The 26686-nt window shown below is 61.5% G+C and carries 23 protein-coding genes; 19 read left to right on the top strand and 4 right to left on the bottom strand.

Annotated elements, in window-relative coordinates:
- Nucleotides 1–123: 123 nt before the first annotated feature.
- Complete coding sequence (locus tag H8F01_RS03635; RefSeq protein WP_222615720.1) at nt 124–1065, top strand: AraC family transcriptional regulator; 942 nt, start codon at nt 124–126, stop codon at nt 1063–1065.
- Between the two features lie 161 nt (nt 1066–1226).
- Nucleotides 1227–1622 carry a DUF6228 family protein gene (locus H8F01_RS03630; RefSeq protein WP_187057719.1) on the top strand — a complete coding sequence of 132 codons (396 nt, stop codon included), beginning with the start codon at nt 1227–1229 and terminating at the stop codon, nt 1620–1622.
- Between the two features lie 7 nt (nt 1623–1629).
- Here H8F01_RS03630 and H8F01_RS03625 read toward each other — a convergent pair whose 3' ends face one another.
- Nucleotides 1630–3897 (bottom strand): GH92 family glycosyl hydrolase, encoded by a 2268-nt coding sequence (locus H8F01_RS03625; protein ID WP_222615719.1) that lies wholly within the window; start codon nt 3895–3897, stop codon nt 1630–1632.
- A gap of 664 nt (nt 3898–4561) precedes the next feature.
- Here H8F01_RS03625 and H8F01_RS03620 point away from each other — a divergent pair.
- The 14 genes from H8F01_RS03620 (at nt 4562) to H8F01_RS03555 (ending at nt 18208) form a co-directional block, all read left to right on the top strand.
- The gene (locus H8F01_RS03620; protein WP_187057718.1) at nt 4562–5140 is read left to right on the top strand and encodes a methyltransferase family protein; all 579 of its coding nucleotides are present in this window, start codon (nt 4562–4564) and stop codon (nt 5138–5140) included.
- A 173-nt stretch (nt 5141–5313) separates the two neighbouring features.
- Nucleotides 5314–5688, top strand: coding sequence for a GFA family protein (locus tag H8F01_RS03615; RefSeq protein ID WP_187057717.1), 375 nt, complete (start codon nt 5314–5316; stop codon nt 5686–5688).
- Nucleotides 5685–6029 carry a hypothetical protein gene (locus H8F01_RS03610; protein WP_187057716.1) on the top strand — a complete coding sequence of 115 codons (345 nt, stop codon included), beginning with the start codon at nt 5685–5687 and terminating at the stop codon, nt 6027–6029. Before H8F01_RS03615 ends, H8F01_RS03610 begins: the two co-directional genes overlap by 4 nt.
- A 1424-nt stretch (nt 6030–7453) precedes the next feature.
- On the top strand, nt 7454–7876 hold the full coding sequence (locus H8F01_RS03605; RefSeq protein WP_187057715.1) for an SgcJ/EcaC family oxidoreductase: 423 nt from the start codon (nt 7454–7456) through the stop codon (nt 7874–7876).
- A gap of 346 nt (nt 7877–8222) precedes the next feature.
- Nucleotides 8223–9119: a transporter gene (locus tag H8F01_RS03600; protein ID WP_222615718.1), complete on the top strand. Its 897-nt coding sequence runs from the start codon at nt 8223–8225 to the stop codon at nt 9117–9119.
- A 229-nt stretch (nt 9120–9348) separates the two neighbouring features.
- Nucleotides 9349–10407 carry a methyltransferase gene (locus tag H8F01_RS03595; protein WP_187057713.1) on the top strand — a complete coding sequence of 353 codons (1059 nt, stop codon included), beginning with the start codon at nt 9349–9351 and terminating at the stop codon, nt 10405–10407.
- A gap of 52 nt (nt 10408–10459) precedes the next feature.
- Nucleotides 10460–10879 carry a hypothetical protein gene (locus H8F01_RS03590; RefSeq protein ID WP_187057712.1) on the top strand — a complete coding sequence of 140 codons (420 nt, stop codon included), beginning with the start codon at nt 10460–10462 and terminating at the stop codon, nt 10877–10879.
- 255 nt (nt 10880–11134) lie between these two features.
- Complete coding sequence (locus tag H8F01_RS03585; RefSeq protein WP_187057711.1) at nt 11135–12619, top strand: hypothetical protein; 1485 nt, start codon at nt 11135–11137, stop codon at nt 12617–12619.
- A 570-nt stretch (nt 12620–13189) separates the two neighbouring features.
- Nucleotides 13190–13627, top strand: a complete 438-nt coding sequence (locus H8F01_RS03580) for a universal stress protein (protein ID WP_187057710.1) — start codon at nt 13190–13192, stop codon at nt 13625–13627.
- Between the two features lie 361 nt (nt 13628–13988).
- A complete protein-coding gene (locus H8F01_RS03575) occupies nt 13989–15494 on the top strand; it encodes a serine hydrolase (RefSeq protein ID WP_187057709.1) in 1506 nt (501 codons plus the stop codon).
- 191 nt (nt 15495–15685) lie between these two features.
- Complete coding sequence (locus H8F01_RS03570; RefSeq protein ID WP_187057708.1) at nt 15686–16459, top strand: HipA family kinase; 774 nt, start codon at nt 15686–15688, stop codon at nt 16457–16459.
- Entirely contained in the window at nt 16446–16841 is a 396-nt protein-coding gene (locus tag H8F01_RS03565) for a DUF3037 domain-containing protein (protein ID WP_187057707.1), read from the top strand. Before H8F01_RS03570 ends, H8F01_RS03565 begins: the two co-directional genes overlap by 14 nt.
- A 171-nt stretch (nt 16842–17012) precedes the next feature.
- On the top strand, nt 17013–17378 hold the full coding sequence (locus tag H8F01_RS03560; protein ID WP_338017293.1) for an antibiotic biosynthesis monooxygenase family protein: 366 nt from the start codon (nt 17013–17015) through the stop codon (nt 17376–17378).
- 515 nt (nt 17379–17893) lie between these two features.
- Complete coding sequence (locus H8F01_RS03555; protein ID WP_187057705.1) at nt 17894–18208, top strand: hypothetical protein; 315 nt, start codon at nt 17894–17896, stop codon at nt 18206–18208.
- A 149-nt stretch (nt 18209–18357) separates the two neighbouring features.
- On the opposite strand, the gene H8F01_RS03550 is transcribed toward H8F01_RS03555, so the two are convergent.
- From H8F01_RS03550 to H8F01_RS03540, 3 genes are all read right to left on the bottom strand, one after another.
- A complete protein-coding gene (locus H8F01_RS03550; RefSeq protein ID WP_187057704.1) occupies nt 18358–19797 on the bottom strand; it encodes a DUF1254 domain-containing protein in 1440 nt (479 codons plus the stop codon).
- A 247-nt stretch (nt 19798–20044) separates the two neighbouring features.
- Nucleotides 20045–20827 (bottom strand): enoyl-ACP reductase FabI, encoded by a 783-nt coding sequence (gene fabI / locus H8F01_RS03545; protein ID WP_187057703.1) that lies wholly within the window; start codon nt 20825–20827, stop codon nt 20045–20047.
- Between the two features lie 87 nt (nt 20828–20914).
- Nucleotides 20915–23269: a DUF3141 domain-containing protein gene (locus tag H8F01_RS03540; protein ID WP_187057702.1), complete on the bottom strand. Its 2355-nt coding sequence runs from the start codon at nt 23267–23269 to the stop codon at nt 20915–20917.
- Between the two features lie 588 nt (nt 23270–23857).
- On the opposite strand from H8F01_RS03540, the gene H8F01_RS03535 reads away from it, so the two are divergent.
- From H8F01_RS03535 to H8F01_RS03525, 3 genes are all read left to right on the top strand, one after another.
- Nucleotides 23858–24184, top strand: coding sequence for a hypothetical protein (locus H8F01_RS03535; protein ID WP_187057701.1), 327 nt, complete (start codon nt 23858–23860; stop codon nt 24182–24184).
- Between the two features lie 148 nt (nt 24185–24332).
- Nucleotides 24333–24674 carry a HigA family addiction module antitoxin gene (locus H8F01_RS03530; protein WP_187057700.1) on the top strand — a complete coding sequence of 114 codons (342 nt, stop codon included), beginning with the start codon at nt 24333–24335 and terminating at the stop codon, nt 24672–24674.
- Nucleotides 24675–25626: 952 nt separating this feature from the next.
- Nucleotides 25627–26565 (top strand): fatty acid desaturase, encoded by a 939-nt coding sequence (locus H8F01_RS03525; RefSeq protein ID WP_238481135.1) that lies wholly within the window; start codon nt 25627–25629, stop codon nt 26563–26565.
- The last annotated feature ends 121 nt before the right edge of the window (nt 26566–26686 follow it).

Below are 26686 nucleotides of genomic sequence, written 5' to 3'. Positions count from 1 at the left end.
AGTGACTACTCCAGAAGGGCGGCGGAGTGCACAATACCCATCGAAACCTCTGATATGGAGGCCTGATATTCCCGTTTTCTTGCCTATTTCTATGACGAGTGATCTTTGGAGGGGCGTGCCGACGTGCGGCCTGTAGCCAGAAAAGCCGACCGTATAGCCGCCCTCGCGCGGAGGCTCGCGCCTCACGAGGGCTACAACCTCACTGCGTTGCCGGGCGTGCGCATCCTGCGATCCGATCGCCCCCTGACACGGACACCCGTGCTGTATGACCCCGGTATCGTGATTGTGTGCCAGGGCCGCAAGCGCGGCTATTTCGGCAAGCAGGTCTATCTTTACGATCAGCAGCACTACCTGGCAGTCGCCGTGCCCGTTCCCTTCACGATGGAATCGGATGGCACGCCAGAGCATCCCTTGCTGGCCATCTATATGCATCTGGACTTCCAGCTCGCTGCCGAACTCATGCTCCAGATCGGCCGGCTTGATGCGCAGGTCGAGTCGGGCGCGGCGAAAAGCATGATGTCCAGCCCCATGGATGCGGCACTCCATGCCTCTGTGCTGAGATTCCTGGAGGCGATGAATCAACCGTTGGAGGCGGCGATTCTCGGGCCAGGCTTGCTACGAGAGATCTATTTTCGCGTGCTTACCGGCGCGCAGGGAGCGGCCCTGCGCTCGGCCCTGGGCATGCAAGGCCAGTTCGGGAGAATCGGCAAGGCGCTTCGTCGCATCCATGACGCTTATGCCGAACCGCTTCAACTGGCGGACCTGGCCCGTGCGGCCGGCATGAGCGTTCCCTCGTTTCACAGCCACTTCAAGGCGGTCACCCAGACCTCGCCCATGCAGTATGTGAAATCGACGCGCCTGCATCAGGCACGACTGTTGATGGTGCGACAGGGCATGACGGCGGAGGCTGCCGGATATGCGGTGGGTTATGCCAGTGCGTCGCAGTTCACGCGCGAATTCAAGCGAACCTTCGGGCGGACGCCTGTTGCGGAAGCAAGACGCATGCGGGAGAACTTTGCCGTTCCACCCGAGCAGGCAGCGTCGGACTATGTTTCCTCACACTGACGGCAATGGGCGACGTTCGATGCACGATCAGCCCGGATTCCATCGCCACAACCGCAGCAAGCCGCCCCCCTGTGCCTCGCATGAGGGGCTGTTTCCGAACCAACGCAGAGACATGGCTACATTGTTGTACGGTGCCACCAACCACTTTTGAGAACGCTTAGATGTTCGTCATTCACTCAAATTCATCAGAAAGGGAAGTTCGGTTCCTCGATCGTCGCGGTGACGAATTCATGGTCGAGATTCAAGGGCGCGGCGTGACCGCGACGCAGTGGGTTTCGGCTTTTGCCGATCCCAAAGGGCTCGCGCGATGGATGGAGGAGCTGGGCGCCAACGGACTTCCCTGGAAAGGAGTGAGCTCCTGGGCGACTCTTGAAGGCGAATTCGAGATCTCCGCCACCTGCACCGCCAGCGGGGCTGTTACTTTCAGGGTAACCCTCAGTGGGCTTCCCGGCAGCGATGAGGAATGGCGCGTTTCGGCCGGAGTCGGTTGCGAGCTCGGTCAGTTGGCGGCGCTTGCTGCCGCCGCCCACCAGTTCTTTGAGGGTTCCGAAGCCTGATGGCCGGTTATGGGTAGAGAGCTGCCAAAGGTTTGGGCCGCCATGCTGCCGCCCAGCGTGACGGTTGCGGCCCCATCACGAAATCCAGTGTCCCTCCGGCCATGATCTGTCCGTAGCTGATCACGGGCGCGTCGAGAGGCTTGCCATTGAGCGTGGCGGACTGGATGTACACGTTGGTGGCAGAGTTGTTGCGCGCCGTGACAACGAAACGTTTGCCATTGGCCAGTTGCAGGGCGAGCCGGCCGAACAACGGGCTGCCGATCATGTAATCGCCGGAAGCAGGGTTGAGCGGGTAGAAGCCCATCGCGGCGAATACGTACCACGCCGACATCTGGCCGCAGTCCTCGTTGCCAAGGATGCCGGTAGGTGTATTCGAGTAGGCGCTCGCGGCAATCTCGCGCACGCGTGCCTGGGTTTTCCAGGGGGAGCCGGTGAAGTCGTAGAGATAGCCGTAGTGATGGCTGGGTTCGTTGTCGTGGTGGTTGTGCCCGCCGTCGAAGTGAGCGTCCAGCTTTGCTTCCGCCGCCGCCGTGCCTCCGAGCAGGTCGATGGTGCCTGCAGCATCGTGCAGGGCCGCGAACAGATAGACCCACTGGTCGCCCTCCGTCCAGCCCTCGGTGGGCTGCGCCCATGACCCATCGGACCGGCGTGCCTGCATGAAGCCGCGGGCAGGGTTGTACAGGAGGCGATAGTTGGCCGAGCGCTTCAGGAAATAGGCGTAGTCGTCTGCATGTCCGGTGGCTTGTGCGACGCGTGCCACCGCGTAGTCGTCATACGCCTCTTCCAGCGTGCTTGATGCGGCTTCCGCGACCTTGTCGGACGGTATGTAGCCCAGCTTGAGCGCGTAGCTCAGGCCTGCGCGTGCCTCGTAAGGTGTGTGCGGCTCGCGATCGCGCCAGCGCCGTGTCGCGTCGCCTGCAGGCGGTACCGTCGCATCCTTGTGCACGGCTTCGTAGGCAAGTTGCCAGTCAAAGCCATGGAAGCCCTTGATGATGGCCTCGGCCACCAGCGAGTCGGCGTGGGTACCGATCATGATGTTGGTATACGAGGGGTTGGGCCACTTGGGCATCCACCCACCTTCGCGGTAATCCTGCAGCAGCGCCTGGATCATGCCGTCTATGCGCTCGGGAGCGAGCAGGGTCAGAAGGCTGTGTTCGGCGCGGAAGGTGTCCCAGATCGAGTAGTCGGTATAGGACTCGCCGGCATGCACCTTATCGTCGAAGGCGCTGTAGTAGTGACCGTGTTCGGAGAACAGCCGCGGGTATAGCAACGCATGGTAGAGCGCCGTGTAGAAGATCTGGCGCTGGTCTGTATCGGCACCATCCATGTCCACCAGGCCGAGTTTGGCGTTCCATGTGTCCTTGAGTGTTTGGCGGCGTGCCTCAAAACCCCAGTCGGGAAGTTCGGCATCGAGATTGGCCTCGGCCTGCGCCACACTGATGAACGACGTGCCCACCTGGGCTTCGATCGGTTCGCCGGCCGTGCTGTCGAAGCCGACGTAGGCCCCCACGTTGCTGCCTTCGACATCATGCCGTCCATCGACGGCCGCGCCATCCATGTACACGTGCGCGGTGTTCATCGGCTGCCTGAAGCGAACCACGAAGTAGCCCCTGAAGTTGGGCAACGCCAGCGGGCCCAGCACGGCATCCTGCCGATCGGGGTTATAGCCGCGAACCTCGTGTCGAGCCTGGTCGACCTCGACGTAGCCGTGGATGCCCGGCCGCGTCGCCTCGATGAGCACGCCCGCCTGGCCAGCCTTCGGAAACCAGAAACGCAGGTAGCCGCAGTGATCGGTCGCCGTGAGCTCGGTGCGTATCTGACGGCCACCAGCGGCCTGCATGGTGACTGCGTAGCCGGCGGGCGACGCCGTTTCATCCTTGCGCGAAAAGCGCAGCCGTCGTGCAGCCGGCGTGTACTTGGCGCCGTCGAGCTCGGGCATCAGGGTGACGTAGCCGTAGTCACCCATCCAGATCGCCGGCTGGTGCGTCCCGATGAAGCCTTCGATATGGGTGTCGGCGTAGTTGTAGGAGCTCACCCCGACCCGATTCTGGCGCGTCTGCGCCGTCCAGTTGGTCATGCCGAACGGCGTGGTGACCAGAGGCATGGTGCCGCCGTATTCGGACCCACTTCCGGCCGTACCGATATACGGATTGACCCAGTCGATCGGCGTCGTCGGCGCCGCCGCCGCCGCGATGACGGATATCGGCAGGATGCCCAGCATCAACGCGAGTCTGGCGGTGCCGAGTCTGAGTGCACCGCCTGCAAGAATGGCCATGGATGGTCTCTTTAGCGAATGGAGCATCTGAAAACCTCGGCAGATCCCATCATGGCAGCTGTTCCGCCAGGACTTATCCTTGCTGGAGGACGGCTTGGTCACGCATTCGCGCGGGCCGACAACGGCTGATGGCGCGGGATCCACTGTCTCCGGAAAATCGCGACAGTAACAGGGCGATGCTGGCTCGGGTGGGGGGTAAGTCGGCCACCGGAGGCCGCATCTGACCCGCTGGAACATCAGGAACGTAAGCACCTGGGTCGAACGCACAGCGGCTCAAAGGGCAGGCCGGCAGGACGTCCAATCCAGGCGTTCTGCACGATAGCGGCCCCGAACAGCACGTCGGCCAGGTGCAAAGCCAGGGAGCGGCGGCGATAGTGTTGGCTTGCTCGCCAGGTGAGCTTTCGACCCGAAGCGGACACTCCCCCTGGCTGGCTCGCAGTTGGGTGCCGCTGGCGTTGTAACCACGACCTCCGGCCTTGATCTGGTGCGATCGTGGGCGGTGCTGAAGCCACCGCTTGTCCCCGTGAGCGCGCCACTCGTCCCCGGATGGCGTCAATCCAACCCTATACATCTGGTCTGGCAGCCACTTAGCGGCGAGTATCCGGGCCGAGGCTGAAGCGCGGCAACGTCAGCCAGCCAACGTAACTGCAACGAAAGGAATCGCATGGACCCCCGATTTGGTACTGCCCTGAACCTGGTTTGGTCGACCCTTCTTGCGTACTGGCTTTGGAGCGCTCGTCGCGTGAAGTCACCGGTACAGATGGAACCTTTGAGCAAACGCTTTGTGGCTTACTGGCTACCATTGATCCTCGCCCTCGTGCTGCTGGGCCCGGGTGAGTGGTTTGCAGGCTGTCCCCTCAGAGAGCAATTCGTGCCTCACTCCATCGCCTTCCAGTCAATGGGGCTTTTTCTCTGCATCGCGAGCGTGGCGATCGCATGCTGGTCGCGGCATCTACTTGGGGAAAACTGGAGCGCCACCGTTCAGCTGAAGGACAACCATCAGTTGATCACGCGCGGTCCATACGGTCTGATTCGTCACCCCATTTACACCGGACTCCTGTTGCTGTTCCTTGGCAATGCCGTGCTGGTGGGTGACTGGCGCGGGCTCGTGGCCGTTGCCATCGTGTTTGCATCGTTCTGGCGGAAGCTTCGCCTCGAAGAGCGTTGGCTGTCCGAACTCTTTGGTGAGGTCTATCGCCAATACAAAGGCCGAACCAGCGCGCTCATTCCTGGCTTGCTTTAGTCCTGAAGTCGCCAAGGTCCGCTTTCGACTCATAGCGGACGATGGAGAACCTAAGGCTTTAGCGCGATGGCTCCCCGGCGATTGAAAGGATCTTGGTTGTCGCTTGCGTGCTACAAGAGGTTTCCGCCACGCTTGCGCCCACGCAGTTGCCATTGTCCCTGGGAGGTCAGGCCATGGAGTATCACGCTCGCTGCCATTGCAGTCGCGTGCACTTTTCGTTCCGCAGCACCGAGATTACTTCCGGCAAACGTTGTAACTGCTCGCTGTGCATCCGCAGGGGCGCAGTGCTGTCGCCGGACTACATCATGGATGCCGACTTCACGCCGCACGTCGATGAGAGCGACCTGGCCGTGTATCTCTGGAACGACGAAGTCATGCGCCACTATTCCTGCAAGGCGTGCGGCATCTATATATACGGTGCCGTTGCTGACGAAGACGGCAAGGACCGTTATCGAGTCAACCTCGGTTGCGTGGATGGCCTGGCCGCGCTCGAACTCGACATTACGATCGTCGACGGCAAGGCATTGCCGCTCGCCGATGGGTCTTGAACCCGCTGGTGCCGACGACCCAGGGCGGACATGCCGCAGGAATTGGAGCCAGCAAGGAGGAATCGATGCTTATCGCCCACGAAATCTTGGAGGGGTACGAGTTCGGTTTGTACATCGACGGCGAAACGGTCGCTCGATCGATTGACGCGCTAGTGGGAAGTAACCAGCGGGATCTGCTGTGGCGCTCGTTATCTGGCTGGATAAGGCAACGAATCGACGAGACCTTAGATCGATTCTCGGCAGGTGACGAGGTTGTGACCTTTGGTCATGTTGATCCGAAGATTGCGCACGACGAGCTTGCTGAGATGAAACGTTGGCGGAAGCTGGCCAAGGGCCAATAGGCCCGCTTCCGACGCGAAGCGGGCACAACTGTGGCCGTCGAGTACGATTCGTTATTAGGGGGATAGCTTGAAACTGGCAGCGCGACTTGCAGATTGGCGTCAGTGGCTTCTTCCATTGATGCTTGGTATCGCTGGTTCGGCCAACTCGATTGGCTCCGAAGCGGTGACCAATCCCCCAGAATTGTCGATTCCAGGCACGTACGAAATACTAATTTGTCGCGGGCTTTGTGCTTCATCTGACAGCACGAATGTCTTGGTGAGGGGGCATGTCGTGCTCCTTGCTGAGGCGCTGGATCGGCGGGCTGTGAAGCGACTGGATTCGTCCTACTACCCCTCGACATCAGGCGAGCGACCCAATGGTTGCTATGAACTAACACCGGTGCAGCGTCCCTATGTCGGATACGCGGGCTTCTCGCCCTTTGGCGTCACCGGCTGGCACTACGAGGAAGACTCGGTGACGTTTCCGCTGTATCACTCACCGGATGCCGGCTACGCTGCAATCGTGAAGCCAACGCCCGGCGGCCTTTTCGGCCATGGCATGTCTTGGGGCGTTGGGGCGGCTGCGCTTACCACACCAAATAGGCAGACCATAGCAGCCCGCAGAACGGGGGACGCAGATCCACAGTTGTGCGAGGAATGGGCGACCCGTGGTCACTAGCTGGCTGCGCCAAGCCAGTTCGAGGAGAATCTCGCTAAATGAGATGTCTGCTTTCGACCCAAAGCGGACCTTGGCGCCGGAAATGACAGGGAGGGAACATGTTGCGCAGGGTGTCTTGGATGGTCTGGCTGGCAGTGCTTTGTCTTCATGCGTCGGCTGCATTTGGACAAACCCAGTCCGCCACAGTGGCTGACGAGCCATGCGACAAGGCGTGCAAACAACAAAAGCTAGATACCCTTTTCAGGACCATGGATGCGGCGGAAGCGTCGACGCGACCGAAGCCAAGCGATTCGACCGAATGCTTGGCCTATGAGGGGCGCGAATCCCCCTCGGTTCTTATCGACGTATGTGCCAAGCTCAAATACGTCAGGTCGCTGCCTAGTGGTACAGAGACCCGGTTTGAGTGTCCTCGTAACACTGATCAGCTGGTAGGGCTGTCGCCGTCGCGGATTCGGTCAATCTGGGGTGAGCCCGACTATGAGGCGAGGGAGAAGTGGGGCGACCAGTCAAGCCCGCTTCGTAAATGGACATACTTCATCGGCAGCCCCAAACCTATGACTGCGGGCGGTGGGTTTCCGGAGCTTTCGCTCCATTTCAACGGCACTTCAAAAGTTCAGAGCGTGACCTGCGCGCTTTCAAAATAATGTCCGCTTTCGACCCATAGCGGACCTGGCAGTGACTTAGGATCGGCCGCGCATCCCCCTCATCACAAGAGCAGCGACATGGACGATAACTGGTTTGAGGTCGAGCGCTTGGATACCTCCTTATGACCAAGATAGAGAGGCCGGACGATGTGCCCGGAGCGTTCCAGGCGGCCTGGAATGCGCATGACATGGCTGCCCTCGGTGCTCTGTTTGACGCCGAGGCAACGTTCGTCAACCGCTTTGGCCACTATGTCCGAGGTATTCCCGGGATCGTTGCGCTGCACGAGCCTATCCACAAGACCATCTATCGCGACTCCACCCTGGAAAATGAGCTGATCGATGTCGCGCATATTGCCGAAGGCGCGGCGATCATCCACTTCTGGAGCCGCCTGGCGGCGGGTGCAGCTCATCCCGCGGGGCCGCACATGGTGGATACACTGATCCTCGCCGTGTTGACGCAGCAAGACGGGGCCTGGCGTATCCGGGCGCTGGAGAATGTGACCCTTGCCAACCCGCGAACCGGGGAGGCCATCCTGCGCGGTTAGCGGCTCGTCGTGGTAGCCACGCCGGAAATAGGTGCCGGACATAGGGGGCAGGGGAAACAAGAGGCAGGGGTTTTGTTGTCCGGCCGGTCTCTGCTGGCCGCCGAACAAGTACTCCGCCGGTTGGGGGTCGTCCCTTGGGGAGGCCAGCCGCCACGGCGCGCCCCAAGGCGGGGGCACCACGACTTCTCGACATCCCGACGCGCTAGAGTAAGGATGCTTCCATTGCGAGTACCCATCTGCCCGTGGCCGATGGTGGCATGACCTGAATAGTTTCTGGTACGCAACACCTTCGCTGCGCAAGTATCTGGTCGAGTCGACAATGGGGCGATCCTTGGCATATCGGGCCGTGCTTTTTGCAAGCGCTTTCGGTTTACTGCTACTCGCGGGCATCGCCTCCGCGCAAGAGCTGGAACCCCGTGCCTATTCGGCGTCGCCTATCGGCACGAATTTCATCGATGTCGGCTATACGCGACTGAGCGGTGATGTGCTGACCGATCCGTCGCTGCCGATCACCAACGTGCAGGCACAGATCAATGCCATGTCGGCTGCCTATGTGCGCAGCTTTGGCCTGGCCGGCCATTCGGCCACGCTGGCCGTCGGGCTTCCCTATGTCGATGGCAGCCTCAGCGGCAACGTGATTGATGCCCCGAGCGATATCCATCGCTCCGGCATGGGCGATCTGAAACTGCGGTTCGGCTACAACATTCTCGGCAGTCCGGCGCTGACGCCCGAAGAGTTCGCGCGACGGACACCGACAGCGTCGCTTGGCGTGAGCCTGACCATCTCGGCCCCGACGGGCCAGTACACCCCGGACCGGCTCGTCAACATCGGCACCAACCGGTGGGCATTCAAGCCGGAGATAGGCATTTCCAAGCCGTTCGGCAAGTGGTTTCTTGAAGCATCCGCCGGCGCGTACTTCTTCACCAGCAACGAGCACTTTTACGGCGACAAGGTGCGAACCCAGGATCCACTGGCGGTGGTGCAGCTGCACGGCGGCTACACCTTTCGACCCGGTCTGTGGGTCGCGGCAGACATCGGCTATGTGGACGGCGGCGGCACCAGCCTCGACGGCGTTGCAAAGAAGGACAAGCAATCCAATGCGCGCTATGGCCTGACCTGTTCGGCGCCCCTGGCCCGGGGATGGTCGGCCAAGGTCGCCCTGTCCAACGGGCTGGTGACGCGCGTGGGTGGCGATTACCAGTCGATCACGTTTGCGGTGCAATACCGTTGGTTCGACCGCTGATCGGGCGAACTCGGCCACGCCACCCGCCTGATTGCGTAAAACACGCTGGAATCGTGCGAATCGTCGACCGATGACGAATGGCTTAGGTCATTGGTTAGAACACCGTAAGTCGTGTTTCTTGCCGGGGCGGGCGGCGCTAGCTTCAGCACTTCACGACCTTAGCAGTGCACCGGATGGCGCCTCACACCCAGGGTTTGGCGCTTTGCCAAGCCGCGCCCCTGGAGGGCTTATGCAGCACACGCCGAATGTTTCTCCTGCAGCGCAGGCCAGCGGTTCCGCAGGGGCGGCCGAACTCACGCCTGACCGGCTTCTTCAGCTCGGCATGGGCTTCTGGGCCTCCAGGACCATGCTTTCCGCGGTTGATCTTGGCGTGTTCACGCATCTGGTGGGCGGCGGCACCGCGAAGCAACTCGAGGCAGCCATTGGTCTGCATCCACGCTCGTCGCGTGACTTTCTGGACGCACTGGTTGCCCTGGGCGTCCTCGAGCGTGATGGCGAAACCTATCGCAACACACCAGACGCCGAGCTGTTTCTCGACAAGGCGAAACCAAGTTATGTCGGCGGATTGCTGGAGATGCTGAGCGCGCGTCTCTATGCCCACTGGGGCTCACTGACCGAGGCGCTTCGTACCGGCGAACCCACGAACGCGGCAAAGCACAAAGGATCGCCCTTTGATGAGCTTTATCGCGACGAAGCATCCTTGCGCAATTTTCTCCAGGCCATGACGGGTGTGAGCCTTGGGGCAGCGAAGGCCATCGCGGCAAAGTTTCCGTGGGAGAACTACCGCACATTCATCGATATCGGTGCGGCTCAAGGCGCGTGCCCGGTGCAGATCGCGCTGGCCCATCCGCACTTGAGCGGCGGAGGCTTCGACCTGCCCATGGTCGCGCCTGTCTTTGAAGACTACGTGGCATCGTTTGGACTTCAGCAAAGGCTGCGTTTCTATCCAGGCGACTTCTTCAATGACCCTTGCCCAACAGCGGATGTGCTGGTGATGGGGCACATCCTTCATGACTGGGATCTGGAACAGAAGAAGGCGTTGCTGGCCAAGTGTCATGAAGCACTTCCGGCTGGCGGTTGCCTGATCGTCTACGACGCCATCATCGACGACGAGCGCAAGAAGAACGCCTTTGGCCTGTTGATGAGCCTGAACATGTTGATTGAAACACCCGGTGGCTTCGACTACACCGGCGCCGATTGCCGTCAGTGGATGGAGGGTGCCGGTTTTCGCGAGGTCCGCGTGGAACCGCTGCTTGGCCCGGATTCCATGGTCATTGGCGTCAAGTGAGGTGCAGCCGCTCCATGGCTGCCTGGCGGTCCATTCAAACGAGGAGAGCACCATGACTGACAACACCCGCAGCCGCGCATGGTTCTGCATGGCCGTGATCTACTTCGTCGTTGCGGTCGCCCTGGGGCTGGTCATGGGAGGCTCTGGCGACCACTCGCTGATGGCCGTACATGCGCACCTCAACCTGTTGGGATGGGTGTCGATGTCGCTGTTCGGCTTGATTGGCATGGCCTATCCGGCCATTACCCAAGGGCGCATGGCCAGCTGGCAGTTCTGGCTGCACAACATCGGCACGCCCGTGATGCTGGGCGCCTTGGCGGCTCAGATCAAAGGCGTTGCCGGGGTCGATCCCCTGCTCGGCATCGCATCCGCCTTGGTGGGGCTGGCGGCCGCGCTGTTCGCCTGGTTGGTGATCACACGTATCTCGATGCAGCGGGTGACTGCCTCCGCGGTACAACGGCGCGCCTCCTAGAGGCTTGTCGCGGAGCAGAGGACAGGCTGAACGGCGCCGGGGTTCTTGAACAAGCCTTGCTTTCCGCCTCCAGAGAGCCTGCCAATACGCGGTCAGTGAACAAGGAGCAGAGTGATTCTTCTTGCCCGGTGGGTCTCTCCAGGCTGAAAACCAAACACTCTGGCTCAGTTCCATGGGTTGCCACTTTCCAGTCGCAGCGAGAAGTAAGCTATTTGGCATGGCGGAACGCGCGCTTTTCCCTTCACGGAGGCGTCTATGTACCGGTGGTCCCGAGCTTTGTCATGGCTGTTGTTCGCTGCGTCGTCTGCCATGGCGGGGGAAGTGCATGATCACGGCGCGCCGGAGAAGCTGGGGGACGTATCGTTTGCAGTGTCGTGCGATCCCGCAGAACAACAACCGTTCAATCGCGCCATCGCGTTGCTTCACTCATTTGCCTATGCGGCGGCGGAAGAGGCTTTCAACGAGATAGCGACGAAAGACCCGCATTGCGCCATGGCGTATTGGGGGCTGGCAATGGTTCACTTTCATCCGGTGTGGTCGCCACCGTTGCCGCCCGAATCGTTCGGGCAGGCACAGCAGTCCATGTTGCACGCAGCCCAGCTCGGCGCGAAGACAGCGCGCGAAACCGGGTTCATACGCGCCGGTGGCCTGCTGTTTCAGGCAACGCCAGCACTCAAGCCCAGCCAGCGTACCGAGGCCTACGAGCAAGCGATGGCGAAGGTGGCGGCCGACAATCCATCGGACATCGAGTCGCAAGTGTTCTACGCTCTGGCGCTGCTCTCCAACGCATCGCCTGTCGACAAGACGCATGCGAAACAGAAGCAGGCTGTCGCGATACTGGAGCCACTGTTCCGCACACACCCGAATCATCCGGGGCTTGCCCATTACTTGATCCATGCGTGCGACAGCCAGGAAATGGCACAGCAGGGGCTGCAGGCAGCGCGCGCGTACGCAAAGATCGCACCCTCCGCGCCACACGCGTTGCACATGCCTTCGCACATCTTTACACGCCTTGGGCTGTGGGACGATTCGATCCAGTCCAACCTTGCATCGAAGCAATCAGCGCACAGGCAAGGCGATGCGATGGGCGAGCTTCACGCCATGGATTACTTGGTCTACGCCTATATTCAAGAGGGAAAGGATGATGATGCCGAGCGTGTCATCGAGGAACTGAACTCGATGCCGTCGCTGGACATGAACGAGTTCGCAATTGCGTATGCGGCGACGGTCATGCCGATACGAATGATGGTCGAACGTGGGCGCTGGAACGATGCGGCGCAAGCTGTTGAAGCGGCCAATGCGCCGCCATCAATTCGCGCGATTGCGATCTGGTCCAAAGGCATGGGGCTCGCCCGTTCCGGGCATCCGGGCGATGCCGACGCGCAAGCCGCGCGTCTTCACCAGATTGAAAAACAGTTGCGCGACTCGGGTGACGCTTACTGGGCTACCCAGACGTCCATTCTTGCGGACGAGGTATCGGCATGGTCCCTCCAGGGGCGCGGGGACAGTGACAGGGCGCGCTTCTTGCTCCAGGGCGCTGCCGATCAGGAAGATAGCCTCGAGAAACGCCCTGTGACGCCCGGTCCAGTGCTGCCCGCACGCGAGCAACTGGCAAGCCTGCTGGCGTTGCAGGGCAACCCGGCGGCGGCGAGCGACGCCTACGCCGCCGCCCTGATTCAGGCCCCGGGGCGACGTGGCGCACTCATGGGAAAGGCCCACGTCGATCAGGCGATTCATTGAGGCTCGATCCAGCAAGATACGGCCGCGCTGGCGCAGGTGGATTCGCCAGCTTCTTGTCACCCGACGGATGGTGCCGCGCATGGAACTGGAATCGGCGCGGCGAAAGATGGTAGCCAGTGGTGGGGCTACGGCATTCGGCTGGCAGTTTCCATGGAGCAGGAAGGGCACGCCACGGAGTGCCGTGGATCAATCACATTTCGGGGCTTGTCCAGCGTCAAACTACTTAGATCGTCTCTCGTAGTTTTGCGAAGCGCCATGGATTTCTCTCCCTGGCTTCGCTGCACATAAGCATCCAAGGGAAGGCTTATACTCGAAAGTATGTGGGTCTGTTTCAGCTGCCATAGCGAGTTTCGGGAATTCACCGGAGGTGCCGAGGCAAACCTCGATCATCTCGGGCTGCACTTCGTGTGCCCGGTTTGCGGGCGGCGAAACCGCTTGCGCAACTCAGGTGAAGACGGCGAGGGCTTCCTTCGCCTCGAGCAAGTCGAAGATCCGGAATGAAGTGGGCTACCTTCATCCACAAAGTTCAGTGCCTAAGGGTCCGTGCCTTTTTTACCAACGGTGATAGACATGTTCAAACATATCTTGCTGCCTACCGATGGATCTGAACTTTCCATGCGTGCCGTCGATATGGGTATCGATATCGCGGTCAAGTATGGCGCGAGCGTCTTCGCCATCCATGCCATCAAGCCATTGCCGGCGGTGAGACATGTTTCAGATTCGCTCGTCCTGAAGGAAGACGAGAAAACCCAGAAGGCCACGCGACAAGCTGTCTCCTATCTGGAGGAGGTGCATCGACGCGCGGAGGCAGCGAAGGTGGCATGCCGCAGTGCCTACGAGTTTGATACGCGGCCCTACATGGTCATCGCGTCCGTAGCCCGGAGCGAGAAGTGCGACCTCATTGTCATCGGTACGCATATTGAAACCGGGATGGACAGGCTTCTATCGGGAAGCCAGACCGCCAAGCTCTTGGTGAGCACGGGCATCCCTGTACTTGTCTGTCGTTGAGCCTGGACCCGTTGCCGGGAAGCCAGGTTCTGGATTCGACCCATGGCGCGCATTCGCGACACGAGCGCGGGGCACGGCAAGGCTCATGCCTATCCGCCATGCACGAACGTTCGGTGCCAAAGTCCATAGGCAACAGCTCGATGGCACGGGTCGCGACCTTGTTGGTTCGTGATGCCCGCTCCGACCCCATGCGGGGAGGCTTCCTTGATCCAGGGAAGTGGTCGGGGTCGTCGATGGCGAAGTGATGGCGCCCGCTTTCGCGTGCGGCTTGCCATACTCTTTCCGTTGATTTGACGGGCATTTCAGGCCGGTGCCCTTAAAGGTACACGCCGAAAAGGTCGAGTCGAGTGCGGGAGGTTTTATGAACGTCGCGATGGGAGCGCGGGCACTGGGCTGGGGCGCGCTGTTTGTGTGCGGATGGGTATCGACTGCAACGTCGCTCGCTGCGTCGGCAGTGTCGCCCGTTACGCTAGCGCGAATCACGGCGGTTGAATCGTGTCTTCCTGATGCTGTCGTTGTGATCGGTCAACCGCGCAGCTGTGAAACGCTTGCACAACGAATGCGGGACTGGCACGTACACGGCGTAAGCGTTGTAGTGATTCACAACGGTGCGATCGACTGGGCGAAGGGTTATGGCATGGCAGGGGATGGCGGTGAGGCCGTCACCACGCAGACGCTCTTCCAGGCGGGATCGATCAGCAAGCCTGTCGCCGCGATGGCCGCGTTGCGGCTAGTGAAGCAAGGCAAGCTTTCGCTGGATACGGACGTGAACACCATGCTGCAGCGGTGGAAGCTTCCTGCCAGCGCGGTTGCGCCAGGCGCGGTGGTGACACTGCGTGAACTCCTGAGTCATACCTCGGGACTTGGCGTCCACGGTTTTCCGGGCTACTCCGCCGGTAAGCCGCTGCCGTCGCTGGTCCAGGTATTAAACGGGGAGCCACCTGCGAATACCGAAGCAGTCCGCCTGGAGGCCAAGCCGGCGAGCCAGTGGAACTACTCGGGTGGTGGATACACCGTCGTGCAACTGCTGATGGAAGACGTATCCCGCCAGTCCTTTGTGCAGTTACTGCATGAAACGGTCATCGCCCCGTTGGGGATGGTCCACAGCACCTTTGCGCAACCGCTGCCGGCCTCGATGCAAGCTAGCGTGGCGACCCCTTACGACGTGGAAGGCCACTCGATTCCCGGAGGCGCGCATGTTTATCCCGAAAAGGCTGCCGCGGGTCTGTGGACCACGCCCTCCGATCTGGCGCTCTACGTTCAGGACCTGCAGCGATCAATCAAGGGGAGTGGCCGTGTGCTGGGTCAGGCCATGGCAAGGCGGATGCTCACGCCCGGCAAGGGGAAATGGGGTCTGGGCCTGAGCATTGGCGGGTCGCCCGCAGCCCCTTATTTCCAGCACTTCGGTGTAAACGATGGCTTTGAGAGCCTGATGTTCGGTTACCGCGACAAAGGGGAGGGCGTGGTGATCATGACAAACGCGACGGGTGGCGCAGCGTTGGCCAGAGATCTTCTGAGAAGCATCGCGGTTGTCTACGCCTGGCCTGACTACGTGCCGGTGGAACGCGCTGCCGTCAAACTGGAACCGTCAGTGCTCGCGCGCTATGTGGGCACGTATCGGGTGGACTCCGACCTGGACATACGTATCAGGTTGGATGGCGGCCGATTGATAAGCCAGCTTACCGATCAGCACGCGCTCCCGCTTTTCCCGGCATCGCGCGTGAAGTTCTTCACGCGGGAGAATAGCGAATTCGAATTTCTTCCGGATTCCCGAGGCGGGATCGAAGAAGTCGTATTTCACCAGGGTGGTCATGACCTCAAGGGGAAGAGAGTTCGATCGACGCAGATCAATGGACGTGATGGGTGACGCACCTAAATAAGGCACCAGAGTGCTGTTCTTGTCCGGCCGTCCTCTCCTTGCTGCCGGAAGAGGGCTCTTGCCCTTTTCGCCCAGTCCGAAACTGACATCCTGGAAAGCATCTACGAGTGCCTGGAAAGGAGTTGGATTTCATCTCTCCGCGTCACTCAAAACGGGCAGGCGTCGGGTATGCTTCCGCCATGACGCCACGCCAGATCCATGCCGCCCGCTATGTCACGCCGTTGCGAGAAGGCGGCTCGTTGCCTGCTGTCATCGAAGGCGATGACGATGGCTTGTATGTGCTCAAGTTCCGCGGTGCGGGGCAGGGGGCGAAGGCCCTGGTCGCCGAATGGATCGCCGGCAGCCTCGCCCGCGCCTGCGGGCTGCCCGTGCCGGAAATCGTGTTCGTCGAACTCGATGCCGATCTTGCGCGCACCGAACCCGATCCGGAGATTCAGGACCTCATCCGCGCCAGCGCCGGGCTCAATCTGGCGCTGGACTACCTTCCGGGCGCGATCAATTTCGATCCGGTGGCCGAAAAAGTGGACTGTACATTGGCGTCGCAGATCGTTTGGTTCGACGCCTTGGTGAGCAACGTCGATCGCACGGCACGCAATCCCAATCTGATGATGTGGCACAACAAGTTGTACTTGATCGACCACGGCGCCGCGCTGTATTTCCATCATGCCTGGAACGGTCACGATGTCGATCCGACGAAACCGTTTCCGATCATCCGCGATCACGTATTGCTGTCGTCGGCCGATCGTCTCGCCGAGATCGATGCGGTGATGGCCGAACGCCTGGCGCCGGCCGTGATCGAAGACATTGTCGGGGCCGTGCCCGACATCTGGCTGCAAGGTCCCGACGCATTTGCCGATGCGGCGACCCAGCGCGCGGCGTATAAGGATTACCTCGTCCGCCGCCTCAAGGCGCCGCGGGCGTTCGTACAGGGAGCCATCGATGCGCGCGCATGACAGCTACGACTATGCGGTGATCCGCGTCGTGCCGCGGGTGGAGCGCGAGGAATTCGTCAACGTGGGCATTCTGCTGTCCTGCGCGGCGACACACTACCTGGAAGCACGCATTGAACTCGACGAGGCGCGATTGCGCGCGCTCGATCCCGCCATCGATCTGGCCACCGTGCGGCGCCACCTGCAGAGCTTTCCGATCATCTGCCGCGGCGGCCCTGACAGCGGGCCGATCGGGCAATTGCCGTTGCGCGCACGTTTCCATTGGCTGACTGCCAAACGCAGCGCCATCATCCAGACCTCGCCTGTGCACACGGGGCGTTGCACCGACCTGCCGGGGATCATGGAGCATCTGCTGCAGCGAATGGTACGCGTCGGGAAAGCCTAGATCGTTGGATTGCGTTGAGGGAATCCGGGTTCGCCGTGCCCGGGCAAGCGTGGCATCCGTCATATCCGGCTAACCCCCGGGGTCAGTGCACACTTTTCTGTTGCCGCTTTAGTTTGGCAAGTCGACCTTGACCTCAGTTTTTCCTCTCGAACAATCGCATTTCCACTTCAAATGGATTTAGTTATGGATAACGTTGGTACGGCTTTTTGTGCGATCTATCGTTGGCGTCTTCATCCGGGGTCCGAAGATTCCTTCGTCCAAGCCTGGTCCAGGATCACAAAGTTGCTTTTGGACGAACGTGGGTCGCTGGGCTCTCGCCTGCACCGTGGGCCCGACGATATTTGGTATAGCTATACGCAGTGGCCTTCCGCGGCGGCAAAAGCAGAAGGTCTGTCCCGCCCTTCAGTCGATCCGGAAGCCTGGGGCCAAATGCGAGCAGCCATCGCTGAGAGCTTGCCGGAACTGATCCTTGAACCCGTGGCTGACTTCTTGGCCCCCATTCCGCAAGATGGTTACCCAGGTACCCTTACGAACTGAGTGCGTCTTAGGTTTTCCTGGTTGGGAGAGGGTTGGGAAGCAGGACGAACCAGAGCATCCTTTTTCGACCCGAAGCGGACAGGAATAGTGCTGGCTACTAACGGGAACACATATGTCCAATGTGATGAAATACAGTCTCGTCGGCAACGCTATTGGGCTGGTCCTGTACGTAGTTGCTTGTTGGAGCGTGCTTACCGCGGGATCAGATGGGCGTCTTGACGCGGATGACGGCCCCGCGTTCATCACTCTGGGCCTGACGGCACTTCCGGTCCTTATTGCGTGCACTTTGCTCAATGTTGTTGTGCTCGTAAGAGCTTCGCGCCTTCTATTGACGGGCAAAGGATGGCGCTTGTTCGCAGTGTGGCTGGTTACCGTTGCCACCTGGGCATGCCTTCATCTGTACGTGCGAAGCCGCATTGGCTAGATGCTTTTCAAGGCTTTCGAGTCAACTGGGAATGTCCGCTTTCGACCCATGGGAGACGTTAGGAGTGGATGGGATATGCGCGCGCGGTGCCATGATTCTTGCAGCCATGGTCTTCGCACATTCGGCGATAGCGCAGAGTGTTAAGCCCAAGTCTGAGGCTGACATTATCGAGTTGGCCCGGGAGGCCACGTTGCGCTATTGCGGGGATCATGAGCCAGTCTTTGGCGGATACTTCAGAACCCGCTGCGTGTTCATCGCTTCGCGCACCAGTGACGGGTGGCAGGTATCGGGGCACCCAATCTATGAGAACGAGCAGGGTGCGGAGTCGATTGTCGAAGGTGGCGATGTGGTTCTTTACTACTCCGCCGCCGGGGTGCTTCTAAAGCATGAAGGAGCGGCATTCTAGCCGCGAAGTGAGGTCCGCTTTCGACCCAAAGCGAACCTCATTGGCCCTAGATTTGTGGCTAGCCCGTTGGCTGAATGCACCCATGGCAGCAGGCCACAAGCCATTCGAAAGCTCATCTTCATTCATGGTGGCTTTCCGCTACACCGTGGTTACTTCACCTCTTCAAAATCACCCGGCTTCCAACTGCCATCAAAAGCGGAGGCCTGTGGTCCGTAAATGCGGAAGTAGGAGAACCAACCCTTGGTAGGCAGCGTTTGTATCCACTCCTTCTCATGGCCCGCTGGTGCTTTGGGGCCGAAGTAAAGGTCCACCGTGGAGCCCGACCGTCCTTTGAGTTCGTACATCGAGCGCAACGCTGCCTTGTCCTGCGCGGTCTTGATCTCACTGCGTGTGTCGGGATCGTAGACGGTAATAGACCAGAACAGCCGCGCCGGCACCGGAAGCGGTACCGTCAACTTGTATGTCTTGCCTCCATCCAGATAAGTGCCAGCAGCGTCACGCGTTCCTAGCCAGTAAAGCGAGCCTGCGGATGCGTCGCGTCGGAACATGGCGGGCGACTCGATTTGCGCCTGATAAAACCATTTCGAGCGCGCGTCCAAGTCTTTGTAGGAAGGCAGGTCGAAGGTGCCATTTTCCGGGCGAAGCGTTGCCCACTCCCAATGGCGGTCGGCCCACGCCAGGCGGTTGGGGCTGCGGTCTGCGAACGAAAGTACGCGCATTTGATCGTTGGCGAGCACTGCCGCCCGTTCGAGGATGCGTGTCATCCGGGCATCGGGTTCAAACGGCTGCCCCCTGATGATGCCCAGGGTCGCCAGGCGACCGTACTCAGTGCGATAAGCCTCATAAGGCGGGTCGTTGTCGATGACGTTCTTCAGTTGCTTCCAGTAGTCGAGGGTCCGTTCCCAGCGCACCGGAGAAAAGTCACCCGGCTTGGAACCCTGATCTATCCACGCTACGCCCTTCCATCCGGCAGGCGGATTCAGGGGGTGAATCTTTACGGTTTTGAGGAGTGCGACTCCCGCCTTCTCGTCGCCGTTGGGCGGGATGACGCGCAACAGCAAGAGCACGCGGTTGGTCGTGGCTTCTACCGCGTGGTACCCGGTGGGTACTTCACCTTTGTACCCTGGTGGCAAGATGAGGTGCTTGCCGCCTTTGCCTTGGTCGGGCCCTGGGATGCCCATGTCCATGACATACCGCTGATTGAGGTCGTTCACTACGCCCATCAGTGGGCCCGGGGGCATCTCAATCACCATGGGGCCGTGGGATACATCCACGGGGCCGCCGGCGTAGGGCGTATCCGAGTTGGGCGTAAATACGACTTGCTCGGGCCGCCCGTGCAGCAGCAAAAGCACTTCGTTGGGGCGCGTGCCTGCATTGATGTTCCCCGTCCACGTGCCCAAGATGGACACGGTGGGATAGAAAAACTTGTATGCCTCGATGGCCCGCGCGAGGTCGGCATCGTCGTACGCTTTCTGGACCGTTGCCGCGTCCGGAAAGCCTCCTTTGAAGGTGTATTCCTGTGCAGCAAGGGGTTGGCACAAGCCAATAACGAGCGGCACCGCCGCGCTTGCCTTCCAGAGAGACCTCATGTCTTTTCCCCAGGCGATGCGAAGGCCACCATGCCATCATATTCGGAGGCTTTCGTCCTCAGAACAATTGCGAGGCGAAGGAGCGTAGAACTACGGAGAGGACTGGTCGATCGGGGGCGGAGTCGTCTGAGCCTCCTACGTCCGCTTCCGACCCAAAGCAGACATTCCAGACCTTCCCTCAGAATGCACTTTTCTGACCCTGAACCCGGTTTTGCAGAAAACCTGCCGGTGTTCCCCAAGCCTCACATCACGCCATGATGTTGACGCCGCCGTCGATGTAGAGCGTCTCGCCGGAGACGCGTCGAGCGTATCGCGTCGCCAGGAAGGCGCAGGTGTAGCCGACGTCCATGATGTCCACCAGCTCGCCTAGCGGGGCGCGCTGCGATGCCTCGCTCAGCAGCAGGTCGAAATCCTTCAGGCCACTGGCAGCGCGGGTCTTGAGTGGCCCGGGCGATACGGCGTGCACGCGGATGCCTTGCGGGCCCAGTTCATGGGCGAGGTATCGGGCGCAGGATTCCAAGGCTGCTTTCACCGGTCCCATCACGCTGTAGTTGGGCACCACTTTGTTGGCGCCGTAGTAGCTCATGGTGATCAGGGTGCCACCGTCCTTCATTAGTGGCGCCGCCAGGCGGGCCATGCGCACGAAGGAATGGCAGGAGATGTCCATGGCCGCGCCGAAGCCGTCGCTGGAGCATTGCAGCAGGCCACCTTCCAGATCGGCCTTGGGTGCCCATGCGATGGAGTGCACCAGAATGTCCAGCTTTCCCCACTCCGAAGCGATGCGCTCGAACACGGCTTCCAGCGCGCCGGGTTGCGCCACGTCCAGCGGCAAGAACAAGGGTGCCTGCAGCGCGGTGGCGAGCGGCTCGACATGCGGGCGCGCCTTGTCGTTCAAGTAGGTAATGGCCAGCTCCGCGCCGAGCTCGTGGAAAGCCTTGGCGCAACCATAGGCAATCGATTGATCGTTGGCGATGCCGGTAACCAGCGCCCGGGAGCCCTTGAGGATCGGTTGCGACGTTTCATTGGACATCACCTGCCTCCATGGGGCTGCCTGCAACTGGCGTAGCGCGTTCGTCTGGGCTGCGACAGCGAACGCACTCCTGGATCACCGCCAGGCTTATCGGGCACTCGGCTTTCTGGCGCGTGACGGCTTGGCCACGCTGGCGGATGGCGGCAACCGGGATGGCTCCCCCAGCACGTTGCGTATGCTCACCATGGCCGATACCTGATCGATCGTGTGGTTGTCATTCTTCACACGCTCATCGGCCAGCAAGGCATCGATCAGGCCCAGCAGCCTGACCCGGTCGGCGGGTTCGGCCAGCAGCAGTGGCAACGTCGCCACGGCCTGCTCGGGCTCGTAATGCACGATGATTTCCTGCTCGCCGCGGATCCTGCGCCATTCGTCCGGCGCCAGCGGTGGCAGGAACTGTGCGTAGTCCTTGCTCAGCTGGTCGCGCATGGAGAGTCGACTCAGCAGCAGCGGTTCACCCTTGCGTTCTAGCAGATGGGCCACGCGCGCCACCGCTTCGATGTATCCACCATCGCCGATCGCGGCCAGCGCGTGCTTCACGTAAGGCAGCTCGCGTGGGTCCACGGGTGCGTGCGCGGTTTCCTCGCGCGCGCTGTGTCGATCGGCCAGGTGCATGGAGAACAGGTTTGCATAGACCCCGAAGAACAAGGCCTCGGTGGCGGCATCACGCAGTGCCGTGCAGCAGTCAAGCGAGGCACTCAGCACGGCCGCGCCGGATTTCTCAAACGCGCGCCAGGGGTTGGCGTCGCCAGCCGGCCTGCGGTCGGCCTTGATGGCTTTGGTCGCGGAGGGCAGCCACGACATCCACGGATTGAGGTTTGACCAGGCCCATCGCTGCATCCGCAGCGGATGCAGCGCACGCATGACTCCGGCGCTCGCTTCGCTCGACAAGGATTCCACGAAGGGCTGGGCGAACAGCTGGTAGGCGAGCTGGTTGAACTCGGAAACCTCGGCCACGGCACCGAAGGGCTTTTCATCCGCGCGCCCGAACTTGTTCAGACGCGCCGCGATGTCTTCCAGGCGAAGCTCCTGGAAGGAGACTTCATAGGCCGCTCCCGGCCCGCCCGTTTCCGTTGCCGTGATGTTCATGCCATACAGGCCCGGCGGAAAGCTCTCGATGGCCTCCAGCACGGAAACGATCTGCGCGTGTTCCTTTCTGGCTACCTTGCCGGACACGAAAATGCCGAGGTGACCGACGCTTTCATGCATCAGGCCGACGATGACCTGGCCGCGCGCCTTGATCTCGTCCGTGCTCTTGTACAGGTCCGCCACCCAGTTGAAGGCCTGCTGCGGCGGCGTGATGTTGTCGCCCATCGAGGCGAACAGGACGATCGGCGAGCGTATGTCGCGCAGGTCGAACGACTTGCCATGGCCGTTGCTGACCTCGCCGGACCAGAGCTTGTTGCCCACGAAGAGGTTGCCCGTGATCCATTCGATCTCTTCGCGGTTCATCAGGTAGAAGCCACCCCACCATTTCTCGAATTCGAGGAAGCGTGCCGGCTCCGTGTCGATGTGTGCGTACAGGTTGTAGTACTTGTCCCAGAACGTGTTGGCGAGATTGAGGTTCTCGAAGTTCTGCACCAGCCAGGCGCCGTCGAACTTGCCGTTGCCCAGGTCGGCGGTATACGAGGCCAGCCACGTGCCGCCGAGCAGGCCGCCGGCGTAGCGCATGGGATTGTCACCGGCGCCATCGCTCCACGCGCCACTCCAGTAAGACATCGGCGCGCCATTGATGACGATAGGCCCGGTCGTGTCCGGATCCGAACTGGCCAGCATCATGGCCGCCCAGCCACCCTGGCAATTGCCGATCAGCGCGGGTTTGGGGCTGTCCGGGTGCAAGTCGCGCACCTTGGCAAGGAAGCGTTGCTCGGCGGCGCAGACATCCAGCAGGGTCTGGCCGGGTTCCGGGTCGCGGTAGAACACGACGAAGTACACCGGATGCCCCGCGCGCAGGGCAACGCCAACCTGTGAGTCGTCCTTGAAGCCGCCGATACCCGGCCCGTGGCCGGCGCGCGGATCGATCATCACGTAAGGGCGCTTGCGTTCGTCGATAAGCACGCCGTCCGGCGGCAGGATGCGCAACAGTGCGTAATTGACCGGGCGCTCGAAATGGCGCGCGTCCAGCACCGTTTCATGATCGAAGTGCAGCACGGGCTTGAGCCCATGCACCGCCGATTCCACGAAGTCCGTGCCACGCTCACGCAAGGTGTCCCAATAAAGGACGGATCGCTGTGCGGCATCCACCGCATAACGCCAGCCTTCGAGCGGGTTGGCGAGCGCGGCCCACGCCTTCAGCAGGGCATCGTCGCGCCAGTGTGCCTCCAGTGCCTGGCCCACTTGATCACCGTAATGTTCCAGCGCGTGCTGGGTGCGCCTTTGCCAGAGGCGTGCAACCTTGGCAGCGATATCCTGGCTGTGTATCAGCCGACTTCCTGCGTCCATGGCGTCGTCCCCCATGATTCGACTGAAGTGCCCGGCGGACGACGACCCTGTCATCGCGCCGATGAATGGATCGAGTGCCGCCCCCTGTGTATCAAACGCGCCGATACCCGACGGAAGGACCCGGACGTCCACTGTCCAATAAAAATGATGACAACCGCGTGTGCGTCGAGCGTCCCCTGGCCCGGAGCGATGCGAAACGGCCACGGGCTGCAATCGGGGAAGGCCAACCGGCGCGTTGCACTCTGCGCCTGCAGGCCGGGTCGCCGGCTGCGGGCAGTCTGGATGGCTGCGCGAATGCCACGCCATGGATGACTTCAACGGGTGGTCGGGGCGAACCGGGCAAGGCGTGTTGAACGGGCCCGACTGTCCGGCCTCAAGCGCCTATAGCCACTCTGAAAAACCCCACACGCCGCGAGGGGGAAACCCCGATGACGTGGCATGAGCCGCTTCGGTAGGGTGGGAATGCTGCTCGCGGGCGTCTTCGGACGAGGTTGCGGGCGGTCACGGCAGTGATGCCGTGAGTCGCGGGCCGCCGGTGTTACTAGCACCGACGACCCGCTAACCATCACCAACTAGGACAAGTTGATCATGGCTGACGTCGATCATACGGCACGCCTGTGCCCATCCGTTTCTGTGGGCCACGCCTCACGCGCTTCGCCCGCCGCCGACCCTCCGGCGGCCTACCACACGTCGCCATCGCTTCGGTTATCCACGCTGGATGACGTGGCGTTTGCGCTGAATGCGCTCACGCTGCTTTGCCAGGAAGACGAGCGGTTACGCCACGCGGTACGGCCCCCTGATGTGCCGCCGCTGCGGCCGTTGGCCACTTACTACCGGCAAGGCATCACCGTGGCCATGCAGTGTCTGGCGCAGTACGCCCGGCAGCTAGGCAGCGGGCAGGTGACGAGCGCGTAAGCGGACCGGAATGATCGAGCCTTGTGGCGTGTCGTTGTCCTTGTCGGCACGCCACACCCGGCCATTTCGGACATTTCAACCCGGCTTTTGCCTACACGGATTCCCTCGCCGGCATCCGCTGGTTTCGTGCACCCGAAGGAAGGCCCCCATGCGCCTCACCCTGGCACCACCTCCGGCACCGCCTCCGGTTCTGCTTCACCCCCGCCTGCAGATCGATACCGCCACGCGCCTGCGTTCCCCCGGCGTGGTGTTGCGTGACGACTTCATGCGCCCCAACAGCGTGAGCGCGAACGAACTGGCGCGACGTTCCGGCATACCCGCCTGGCACATCCGCTGCGTGCTCGTGGGTGCGCCCATCCATGCCGAGGAGGCTTGGCGACTGGCGGACGCACTAAACACCAGCGCGTTGTACTGGCTGCTGTTGCAGGCTCGCTATGACCTTGATCAGGTGATGCGAAGTAACAGTCGAGGTGTACGAGGCGTGGAGTAGGAAGGGCGAAGGGATGTGCGAGGCCGCGCAATCCCGGATTCCGCCGTTGGCTTCATCCGGGCTACGGTCAAGGCGCGCATCCGTAGCCCGGATGAAGCGCAGCGAGAATCCGGGATCGCCACGCCCGGGCAAGCACGACATGCACCGTATCGGTGAACCCCGGATTCCGCCGTTGGCTCCATCCGGGCGACGGGTCAAGGCGCGCATCCGTAGCCCGGATGAAGCGCAGCGAGAATCCGGGATCGTCGTGCCCGCGCAATCACGACATGCACCGCATCGTTGAACCCCGGATTCCGCCGTTGGCTACGGCCTTGGGTGGGTGTTGCGCGGTCACGCGGCGGGGTGTGACGAGCGTGGTGCGTGGAGGGTCCATGCGTTTGAGAGGCCACGCGAACCCGGGCGGGCAAGGGGGCGTAGGGTCGTCCGGGGTGGCATGCACTTTCCTTGCGCGGGGCTGGCGCTACTATCAGGTGGTGGATGGCTTGGGGGCGTTCTCCGCATGGGGGGATGGCCTGCCGGCAAGGGGTATCGGTTCGCACTTCTGACTGTCAAAAGCTGCTGTTACGTTAGGTGGCGGCTGTACTGTATTTGGATGCCGCAGGCCGGACCTCGTATGGCTTCAACTCCGTCATTCCCGCGGAGGCGGAAGGTGCTTTTCAACAGCCGTACGTCTAGTCAGCCAGTGACTTTCGGCCTTTCCGCGCGCCTTAAAGGCGCTGGATTCCCGCTTTCGCGGGAATGACGGTGAGGGGACCAGACGGTAGGGGAGTTGATGGCGTCCGCAGCGATGACGGTGATGGAGCCTGGTGGCATCCGCGGGAATGGCGGCGAGGGACGCTGGTGGCATCCGTGGCAATGGCGGTGATGGAACCTGAAGACATCAGGGTTTTGTTGACGGCTCATAGGGGAACAGATGGACCTGCAGACAGCGATTGAGACGGATGGCATACCAATGGCAGCGGCCGCACGGCGGGCGCCGCGTCGCGTTCCCATCGACCAGCGCGCCAATCTGCTGCTGGTGGGCGTGGTTGCCACCGCGATGGGGGTGCAGTTGTTTGCATGGCCGTTCCTGCTGCGGCAGTGGGGCGCGCCGATGTTGTGGCTGATGGTGCCGCTGGTGCTGCTGACCCCGACGCACTGGGGCCTGATCCACGAATCCATCCATGGGCATCTGTTCGCCCGGCGGCGCCTCAACGAATGGGCGGGGCGCGCGTTGTCCATCGCCTTCCTGTTGCCGTATGACGCGGCGCGCTTTGGCCACCTGATGCATCACCGCTTCACGCGGGAAGCCTATGACCAGCCGGACGTGCATGAAGGCGCGAACCATCGCGTGCTGGCGCGTCTGGGTTATTACGCGCATTTGCTGGGTGGCCTGTATCTGGGCGAGGTCGTGCTGCCTTTGCTCACGTTCCTGCCGGTGAACCTGGTGCGTCGCCTGGTGGCGAACAAGCTGAAGAGCGATGCGCCGGTGGATCGGGATATCCAGCGCCTGTTTGTCGCCTTTGCGGGCAACAAGGAGCGTCGTGCCTGCATCCGGCGCGACTGGATGCTCTCGCTCGCGCTGCATGCACTGGCGTTTTATGTGTATGGCGCGTGGTGGCCCGTGTTGGCGGTCACCATGTTCCTGCGTGGCGTGTGGCTGTCCGTGGCCGACAATCTGCCGCATTACGACGTGAAGCTGGATGAGCCGGCACGTGCCCGCACGTTTCGTGTGTCGCCCCTGTGGCGCCCCGTGCTGATGAACCATCATCTGCACCGCTTGCATCACGAACACCCCACGTTGCCGTGGACCGCGCTGTCGGGGCTTGCACCCGAAGGTGGCGAGCCCACCGATGCGGGCTATTTCAGGTCGGCGCTGCGGCAGTTTCGTGGGTTCGGGCACCTGCGCTGAGACCGATGTCGGCGCTCCGGGCAGCGGGGCCTGTGTGAAATTGGCGTGGTCTGCATGACTTCCGGCACAGTGTTTCACCGGTAACCGACAGGCGGCCTGGGCAGGCCCGCTGTCCGTTCAG

This window comes from Dyella telluris, from assembly GCF_014297575.1.
GTDB classification, from domain to species: domain Bacteria; phylum Pseudomonadota; class Gammaproteobacteria; order Xanthomonadales; family Rhodanobacteraceae; genus Dyella; species Dyella telluris.
Note: the sequence above shows the minus strand (reverse complement) of the source record. Positions and strands in the feature narration are given on the sequence as shown.